7 protein-coding genes are annotated in these 7,010 nt (G+C 68.1%); 6 read left to right on the top strand and 1 reads right to left on the bottom strand.

Annotated features, from left to right (window positions below; all coding sequences use genetic code 11):
• The first annotated feature begins 118 nt into the window (after nucleotides 1-118).
• From rpmG to QZZ29_RS08815, 4 genes are all read left to right on the top strand, one after another.
• Nucleotides 119-283, top strand: a complete 165-nt coding sequence (gene rpmG, locus QZZ29_RS08830; protein WP_226095626.1) for a 50S ribosomal protein L33 — start codon at nucleotides 119-121, stop codon at nucleotides 281-283.
• Nucleotides 284-402: 119 nt separating this feature from the next.
• Nucleotides 403-852, top strand: coding sequence for a MaoC family dehydratase N-terminal domain-containing protein (locus QZZ29_RS08825; RefSeq protein ID WP_291382668.1), 450 nt, complete (start codon nucleotides 403-405; stop codon nucleotides 850-852).
• Nucleotides 849-1,280 carry a MaoC/PaaZ C-terminal domain-containing protein gene (locus QZZ29_RS08820; RefSeq protein WP_291382667.1) on the top strand — a complete coding sequence of 144 codons (432 nt, stop codon included), beginning with the start codon at nucleotides 849-851 and terminating at the stop codon, nucleotides 1,278-1,280. Before QZZ29_RS08825 ends, QZZ29_RS08820 begins: the two co-directional genes overlap by 4 nt.
• Before the next feature lie 145 nt (nucleotides 1,281-1,425).
• Nucleotides 1,426-2,898: an NCS2 family permease gene (locus QZZ29_RS08815; RefSeq protein WP_291382665.1), complete on the top strand. Its 1,473-nt coding sequence runs from the start codon at nucleotides 1,426-1,428 to the stop codon at nucleotides 2,896-2,898.
• A 63-nt stretch (nucleotides 2,899-2,961) separates the two neighbouring features.
• Here QZZ29_RS08815 and QZZ29_RS08810 read toward each other — a convergent pair whose 3' ends face one another.
• Nucleotides 2,962-4,017: a LacI family DNA-binding transcriptional regulator gene (locus QZZ29_RS08810; RefSeq protein WP_291382664.1), complete on the bottom strand. Its 1,056-nt coding sequence runs from the start codon at nucleotides 4,015-4,017 to the stop codon at nucleotides 2,962-2,964.
• 146 nt (nucleotides 4,018-4,163) lie between these two features.
• On the opposite strand from QZZ29_RS08810, the gene QZZ29_RS08805 reads away from it, so the two are divergent.
• Entirely contained in the window at nucleotides 4,164-5,522 is a 1,359-nt protein-coding gene (locus QZZ29_RS08805) for an MFS transporter (protein WP_291382662.1), read from the top strand.
• A 4-nt stretch (nucleotides 5,523-5,526) separates the two neighbouring features.
• Entirely contained in the window at nucleotides 5,527-6,624 is a 1,098-nt protein-coding gene (locus QZZ29_RS08800; RefSeq protein WP_291382660.1) for a UDP-N-acetylmuramate dehydrogenase, read from the top strand.
• Nucleotides 6,625-7,010: the final 386 nt, after the last annotated feature.

Here is a 7,010-nt window from a genome sequence, read left to right as displayed (position 1 = left end):
AGAGCACACGACTCATAATCGTGGGGTCGCGGGTTCGAGTCCCGCCCTCGCTACACGTTCCATCGATCCGGATGGGCTGGCACGCGCGAGCGTGAACGACAAGGCAGGGATTTGAACCATGGCCAAGAACGACATCCGTCCGAAGATCACGCTCGCGTGCACAGAATGCAAGAACCGCAACTACATCACGCGCAAGAACCGCCGCAACACGCCTGATCGCGTGGAGCTTGCGAAGTTCTGCCCCAAGTGCGGGAAGCACCAGCCGCACCGCGAGACTCGCTAGTCTCCACCCAGTCCTCGACGCCCGCCGGGCCGGTGCCGCGGCGGGCGTCTCGTTTTTGGGAACGAGCACGTTCCGTGCGGCGGCTGCGCCCACATCGTCCCTTTCGATAGGGTTGAGTCGTGCCTGTGAATCCGGAAACGCAGGGCCGCACGTACGGCCCCTTCGAGCCCTACGAGGTGACTCGTGGAGCCATCCGAGCCTTCGCCGATGCCGTCGACGCCCGCGGCGGCGCCCACTTCTATTCCGAGGTCGCGCACGCCGAGGGCTACGCGGATGTGGTGGCGCCGGCGACCTTCGCCGCGGTGATCGCGCAGAAGGCCGAGTTTCACGTGGTGGCGGACCCCGAGGTGGGCGTCGACTTCTCCAAGATGGTCCATGCCGACGAACGCTTTACTCATCATCGGCCAATCGTCGCGGGCGATGTGATCCGTGCAAGCATCACGATCGAATCGATCACGCAGCGCGCGGGCATCTCCATGGTGACCAGCCGCGCGGAGCTCACGGACTCCGATGGCGTGCCCGTCGCCACCGTGATGTCCACCTTGGCCGTGCGGGAGGACCAGTCATGAGCGACGAGACCCTGCCCGCCTTCGCGTCCCTGAATGTGGGCGACCCGGTGGCGCAGCGTGACGTGGAGATCTCCCGAGACACGCTGGTGCGTTACGCGGCCGCCTCGGGCGACTTCAACCCCATCCACTACAACGACGCCTTCGCCCGGCAGGCGGGGCTCCCGGGAGTGATCGCCCACGGCATGCTCACTATGGGCATCGGCGCCTCGGTGGTCGAGGAATGGGCGGGCAGCGGAAACATCGTCGACTATCAGGCGCGTTTCACGCGACCGGTGCCCGTTCCCGCGCTTGGCGCCGCGACCGTGAGTGTCACAGCGGTGGTGGGCGCGCTGGATCACGAACTTCAGCAGGCGCGCATCGACGTGACAGTGACCTTCGACGGAGCCAAGGTGATGGGCAAGGCGCAAGCGATCGTCGACTGCGCGTAGGCGCCCGGCAGCCCCGCGGGCGCACGGGCCTGGGGTCCCGGCAGCCGGCGTGGAGACGTCAGTTGTGGGAAACCTCCAACACATTGGCTCGCGGTTTGATGCGCTGGTGTCGTGTGGGACTCCCGCACACTGCCACCATTCGGGTATGGCAACTGCAACAAAGGAGAACACGGGCTTCGCACAGAAGCTCGACGCGTATTTCTCGATTTCCGCACGGGGATCGTCGTTCGGTCAGGAAGTCCGCGGTGGACTCACGACCTTCTTCACGATGGCGTACATCGTGGTTCTTAACCCCCTCATCCTGGGCTTTGTGCCGGACAAGGCTGGCAACTACCTCGGCGGCGGTACCGAGCCGAACCTGGGCATGATCGCCGCCGCCACGGCACTGATCGCGGGCGTGCTCACGGTGTCGATGGGTGCCTACGCGCGGTTCCCGTTGGCGCTGGCTACCGGTCTGGGTCTCAACGCCTTCGTCGCGTACGGCCTCGTCGGCTCGGGCGCCTTGGCGTGGCCCGAGGCGATGGGCCTGATCGTCCTCGAGGGTGTTCTTGTCCTGATCCTGGTGCTCACCAAGCTGCGACTGGCGTTCCTGTGGGCCGTTCCGATGGCTCTCAAGAAGGCGATCGCCGCTGGCATCGGCCTCTTCCTCGCATTTATCGCGTTCTGGGACTCGCGCCTGGTCAATGACCCGGGGTCGGACGCGGTGCCTTCGCAGTTCGGCCAGGGCGGCGCCATCAACACGTGGCCCACGCTACTGTTCGTCGTCGGCATCGTGGTGGGCGGCATCCTCTTGCTTCGCAAGGTCAAGGGCGCGCTGCTGATCTCGATCCTCGGCGTGACGGTTTTGGCCTTCGTCGTCGAGGCCATCGCCAAGGTGGGGTCGGTTCAGGACAACCCCTCCGGGTGGGCGCTCGTTGTCCCCACGTTCACCGGGCAGGACTGGAGCTTCGCCCCCGACCTGGGCCTGCTCGGGCAGGTGAGCATTCTCGGAGCCTTCACGTCTGGCCCTGCGGTCCTCACCGTCCTGCTGCTCATCTTCTCGCTCTTTGTGGTCGACTTCTTCGACACGATGGGCACGATGACGGCGGTCGGCGAGGAGGCACACCTCAACGACGAGGTGGGCGTTCCGGCGAACTCGCAGGAGATCCTCATCGTGGACTCGATCGGTGCGATCGTCGGTGGCGTCGGCGGTGTCTCGTCGAACACGGCCTACATCGAGTCGGCCTCCGGCGTGGGGGATGGTGCACGCACGGGCCTCGCCTCGGTGGTCACCGGGCTCGGATTCCTGGTGGCGGTGTTCCTGTCGCCGCTGGCAAACCTGGTGCCGTTCGAGGCCGCCACCCCAGTACTCGTTCTGGTCGGCCTGATGATGCTCACCGGCGTGGTGGACATCGACTGGAAGGACTACGGGATCGCGATCCCCGCATTCCTGACGATGATCGTGATGCCCTTTGGGTATTCGATTGCGGCGGGCATCGGGCTCGGCTTCATCGCCTACGTCATCCTCCAAAGCGCAAAGGGCGACGCCAAGCAGGTCAAGCCACTCATGTGGCTCGCGGCGGGCGCCTTCGCGGTGTACTTCGCGCTCCCCGCGCTACAGACGGTGTTCGGGCTGTAGCACCCATCCACTCACGACCGACAGGGCGCCGTCCGGGACACCGGGCGGCGCCCTCTTCAGCTGTCAGCGTGGCGCGTGGGCCGTGCTGTTGCCGATGCGGATTTCCAGCGGCAGTTCAATCACCGGCGGCTCTGCGCCGGCGAGGAGGGCCTTGACGCTCTGGGCGATGAGGTGCCCCTTGGCGGCGCCGTCTTGCGGAACCGTGGTGAGGTCGAGCGGCTGCAGCCATGGCAGGTCGAGCCCGTCAAAGCCGGTGATCGACACGTCCTCGGGTACGTCCAGCCCCAGTTCCCGCGCGGCCAGGGCCACGCCTCCCGCGAGCAGGTCGGACTGGCACACGACTGCCGTGGGCCTGGAGGCGTGGCCGAACGCGAGATGGCCGGCGGCCACCCCGGCCTCGACCATGGAGGCATGCGACTCGACGACGACGCACGGCTCGACGCCCGCATCCTCGAAGGCGGCCAGTCGGTTCCGCGTCGGCGTCCAGAGGGCACCCGCGAGCAGTTCCCCTTCATAGATCGCGGTCGCGCCCCGGGTTCCGCGCGGCAGTGTGACGGTCGCGATGCGTTCGTGGCCAAACCCCACCAGGTGGCGAATGAGGTCTGCTGTTGCCCGGCGGTCGGGAATGGTGATTGCGGCGGCCCCTGGCGCCGTGCCCTCGACGATCCCGAAGGGCAGCTCGCGGCGCGCAAGGATCTCGAGCGCGGGCTCGTCATGGTCCCGCACTCGCATCAGGACGGCGGCATCCATCGACGCGGTGGCCAACAGGTTGGACTCGGTCGTGTCGGCCGAGGGAGACGGGAGCAGGAGTACCCCTAGCCCCATCTCGCCGAGGTCGCCGATGAGCGCGTCGAGCACCCGCAGGGTGAACGGGTCCCGCAGGGCGTATTGCAACTGCTCATGGATGACGAGCCCCACCACGCGGCTGCGGCCCGAGCGGAGGGCTTGCGCCCGGGGTGAAGGGCCCGCGTAACCCAAGGCGGTGGCCGCCTTCTCGACGCGCGCGCGCATGTCGGGCGAGATGGGTCCGGCGCCGGAATAGGTGAGCGACACGGTCGATAGCGACACCCGGGCGAGGGCTGCGACGTCGGCCATCGTCGGCCGGCGTTGTGCGCTCATCGGGAACTCCCTTGGTGAAGCGGCAGTGCGGCGACCGCCTGGTGTGATCATCAGCGTAGCGGCACCATGATAACCTCAATTCGAAACGTTTCGACTTTCGGGTGAGGACACGCGCTCCCCGCGACCCACCCCCAGGGCAGGACACCATGGTTCCGACTTTCGGCCACGCGCCGACCACCAAGCCCACGCCCGCGCGCGTGCACACCGCGCACCGCGCGCTCATCCTGATGTTTGCACTGCTCGGCGTCTTCCTCACGACCTTCCTGTCGCGGATTCCGACGATCCGCGACCTCCTGCACGTCTCCTCCAGCGGCTTGGCCATCCTGTTGCTGTTCGGTGCCCTCGGCGCTCTCGTGGCGCTCGTGGTCGCGGGATGGGCCAACGCGAAGTTTGGCTCGCGGGCGTTGCTGTGGTGGGTGAGCTTCGCGCACCTGGTGTCCCTCGTTGTCCTCGGACTGTCCACGGCAATCGGGTCGCCGGTGCTGTTCGCCTCGGCCCTCTTCCTCATGAACCTCGCGTTCGCGCTATCCAATGTGCCCGCCAACGCCGAGGCCGCCGATGTCGAGCGGCGCGTGGGCCGCTCGATCATGCCGCAGTTCCACGCCGGCTTCTCCGTCGGCATGGCGGTGGGCATTGCACTGGGTGCCGCCGCGTCGCACTGGCATGTCGCCCCCGTGTGGCACTTCGCGATCGTTGCGGTGGCGGCGACCATCGTGCGTCTCGTGGTGATTCCCGTTGCCGTCCTGGACGGCACACCGGACCCCAGAGTTGCCTCCAAGTCGCTCGGCGGCCCGTTTGCCACCGCCGGGGCGGAGTACCGCAACCGACGGGTGCTGCTCATCGGGGCCATCGTGTTCGCCGCCGCCATGACCGAGATGATTGCCTCGCAATGGCTGTCCCTCGCCGTCGTCGACGACTTCGGTCAGCGCGAGGCCACGGGCGACATCATCTACTGGGTCTTTGTGGCCTCCATGTTCTCCTTCCGAATGTCGGGAGCGGGGATCATCGACCGCTTAGGGCGAGTGGTGACGTTGCGGGCGTCCGCCGTGAGCGTCGTGATCGGGGTGACGCTGTTCGCCTTCACGCCGACGTTCTGGCTGGTGCCCGTCGCCGTCATCTTCTGGGGTGCCGGGGCCGCGCTGAACTTCCCGATCGGATTCACGGCGGCGGCCGACGACCCGCGTCACGCTGCCGCACGGGTCGCGGCCGTCTCGTCGTTCTCGACCACGGCCGGGCTCATCGTTCCCCAGATCATCGGGCGCATGGCCGAGTGGGTTCCGCTGCGTCACGCCATGCTACTGGTTCTGGTCGGCTCGCTCGCGGCATTCATCCTGGCGCGGGCGGTGCGTAGCGATCGCCACATCTTCCGATCCAGGCGCGCCGTCGAACGCGCCGTCGGCTCCGAGCTGCTGGAACGTCAGATGACGGACCCGTCCGCCGTGCTCGACGCCGCTGGCGAGGCCATCCCCATGCACAGGGGGGACAAGCGCTCGCGGCTACGCTGAGTCCATGACCAGTCTGGCGGACCTCACCACGCTGAGGGTGGGTGGCCCCGCACGCGACATCGTGGAGCCCGGCTCGGACGACGACATGATCGACGCCGTCCGCGCCGCAGACACGGCTGGCATCCCCGTTCTCATCCTCGGCGGCGGATCCAACCTGTTGGTGTCCGATGCGGGCTTTGACGGCGTCGTCGTGCGTGACGCCCGCCGCGACGCCGAGGCCGACGTCTCCCTCCACAACGACGGAGCGTGTGGGGGTCTGTCCATCACCGCCGCCGCCGGCGTGCCGTGGGACGCGCTGGTGGAGCGAGCGGTGCGTTCCCAGTGGTCCGGCTTCGAGGCGCTGTCAGGCATCCCCGGGTCCACCGGAGCGACCCCCGTGCAGAACGTCGGTGCGTACGGCGCGGACGTGTCCGAACTGGTCGCGCAGGTGCGCACCTGGGACCGTGCCACGCAGTCGGTGCGGACGCTGCCTCTCATGTCACTGGGCTTTACCTACCGCGACTCGGTCCTGAAGCGGTCGATGCGCGGCGGTGCGGACGACGGCGCAGTGTGGCAGCCGAGCCCCCGCTACGTGGTGCTGTCCGTCACGTTCCACACCCGCATGGCATCGCTGTCCGCGCCCGTGCGGTATGCCCAGCTTGCCGGGGCGCTGGGCGTCGAGCAGGGCGCACGGGTACCCATCACCGACGTGCGCGACGCCGTGCTGGAATTGCGCCGATCCAAGGGCATGCTGCTCGACGGCGCCGACCCCGATACCTGGAGCGCCGGGTCCTTCTTCACCAACCCGGTGCTGGAAGCGTCGGCCGCTGCGGCACTCCCCGTCGACGCTCCGCGCTTTCCGGCGGGCCCCGGGGCGCCGGAGGGCGCCATCAAGACCAGCGCGGCCTGGCTGATCGAGCACGCGGGCTTTGGCAAGGGCTTCGCGGTGGGCGACGGCGTCAGGGCGTCGTTGTCGACCAAGCACGCCCTCGCGCTGACCAATCGGGGCGGGGCGTCGGCCGCCGACCTGACCGCGCTCGCGCGGGCGGTGCGCGATGGCGTGCGAGACGCGTACGGCATCGACCTTGTGCCCGAGCCCGTCACCGTCGGCATCGAGATCTAGCAGCGCCGGACCCTCAACTCGGCCCTCAACCGGGCCCCGCCACCGGCCCCAACCCCGCACCGCACCCGCACCTGCGCCCGCACGTGCGCCCGCACCCGCAGACAGTCCGAACCGTTTTCGCCCTCGACACCTCCAGGGTGCGGTGTTGAACCGCGCAAGACGCGGCGTGTCGCGGCCCACGTCGGTTCGTACGGTCGGTGGTGCGAGGCTGGCGTGAGGCTGGCGCATGCGGTGGCGGCAGTCGAGTTGCTCCGCGAGCCCGTGATGGTGGGCGCGACGCCCTAGCGGTCTCGCGGTTCCCCGGAAGCACGGAGGGCCCGGACCACAAGGTCTGGCTTTGCCCCGGTTTGGTGGACACCTTGTAAGAGAGGATGTCCATTATGGGA

The organism is Demequina sp., assembly GCF_016278765.1.
In the GTDB taxonomy this organism is placed as follows: Bacteria; Actinomycetota; Actinomycetes; order Actinomycetales; family Demequinaceae; genus Demequina.
The sequence above is the reverse complement of the archived record's forward strand: the minus strand, read 5'-3'. Positions and strand labels throughout refer to the sequence as shown.

What these genes read in the sequence shown, in the direction of transcription:
- QZZ29_RS08805 (WP_291382662.1), top strand. Translation starts at nt 4,164, where the DNA reads ATGGTTCCGACTTTCGGCCACGCGCCGACCACCAAGCCCACGCCCGCG.
- rpmG (WP_226095626.1), top strand. Translation starts at nt 119, where the DNA reads ATGGCCAAGAACGACATCCGTCCGAAGATCACGCTCGCGTGCACAGAA.
- QZZ29_RS08820 (WP_291382667.1), top strand. Translation starts at nt 849, where the DNA reads ATGAGCGACGAGACCCTGCCCGCCTTCGCGTCCCTGAATGTGGGCGAC.
- QZZ29_RS08815 (WP_291382665.1), top strand. Translation starts at nt 1,426, where the DNA reads ATGGCAACTGCAACAAAGGAGAACACGGGCTTCGCACAGAAGCTCGAC.
- QZZ29_RS08800 (WP_291382660.1), top strand. Translation starts at nt 5,527, where the DNA reads ATGACCAGTCTGGCGGACCTCACCACGCTGAGGGTGGGTGGCCCCGCA.
- QZZ29_RS08810 (WP_291382664.1), bottom strand. Translation starts at nt 4,017, where the DNA reads ATGAGCGCACAACGCCGGCCGACGATGGCCGACGTCGCAGCCCTCGCC.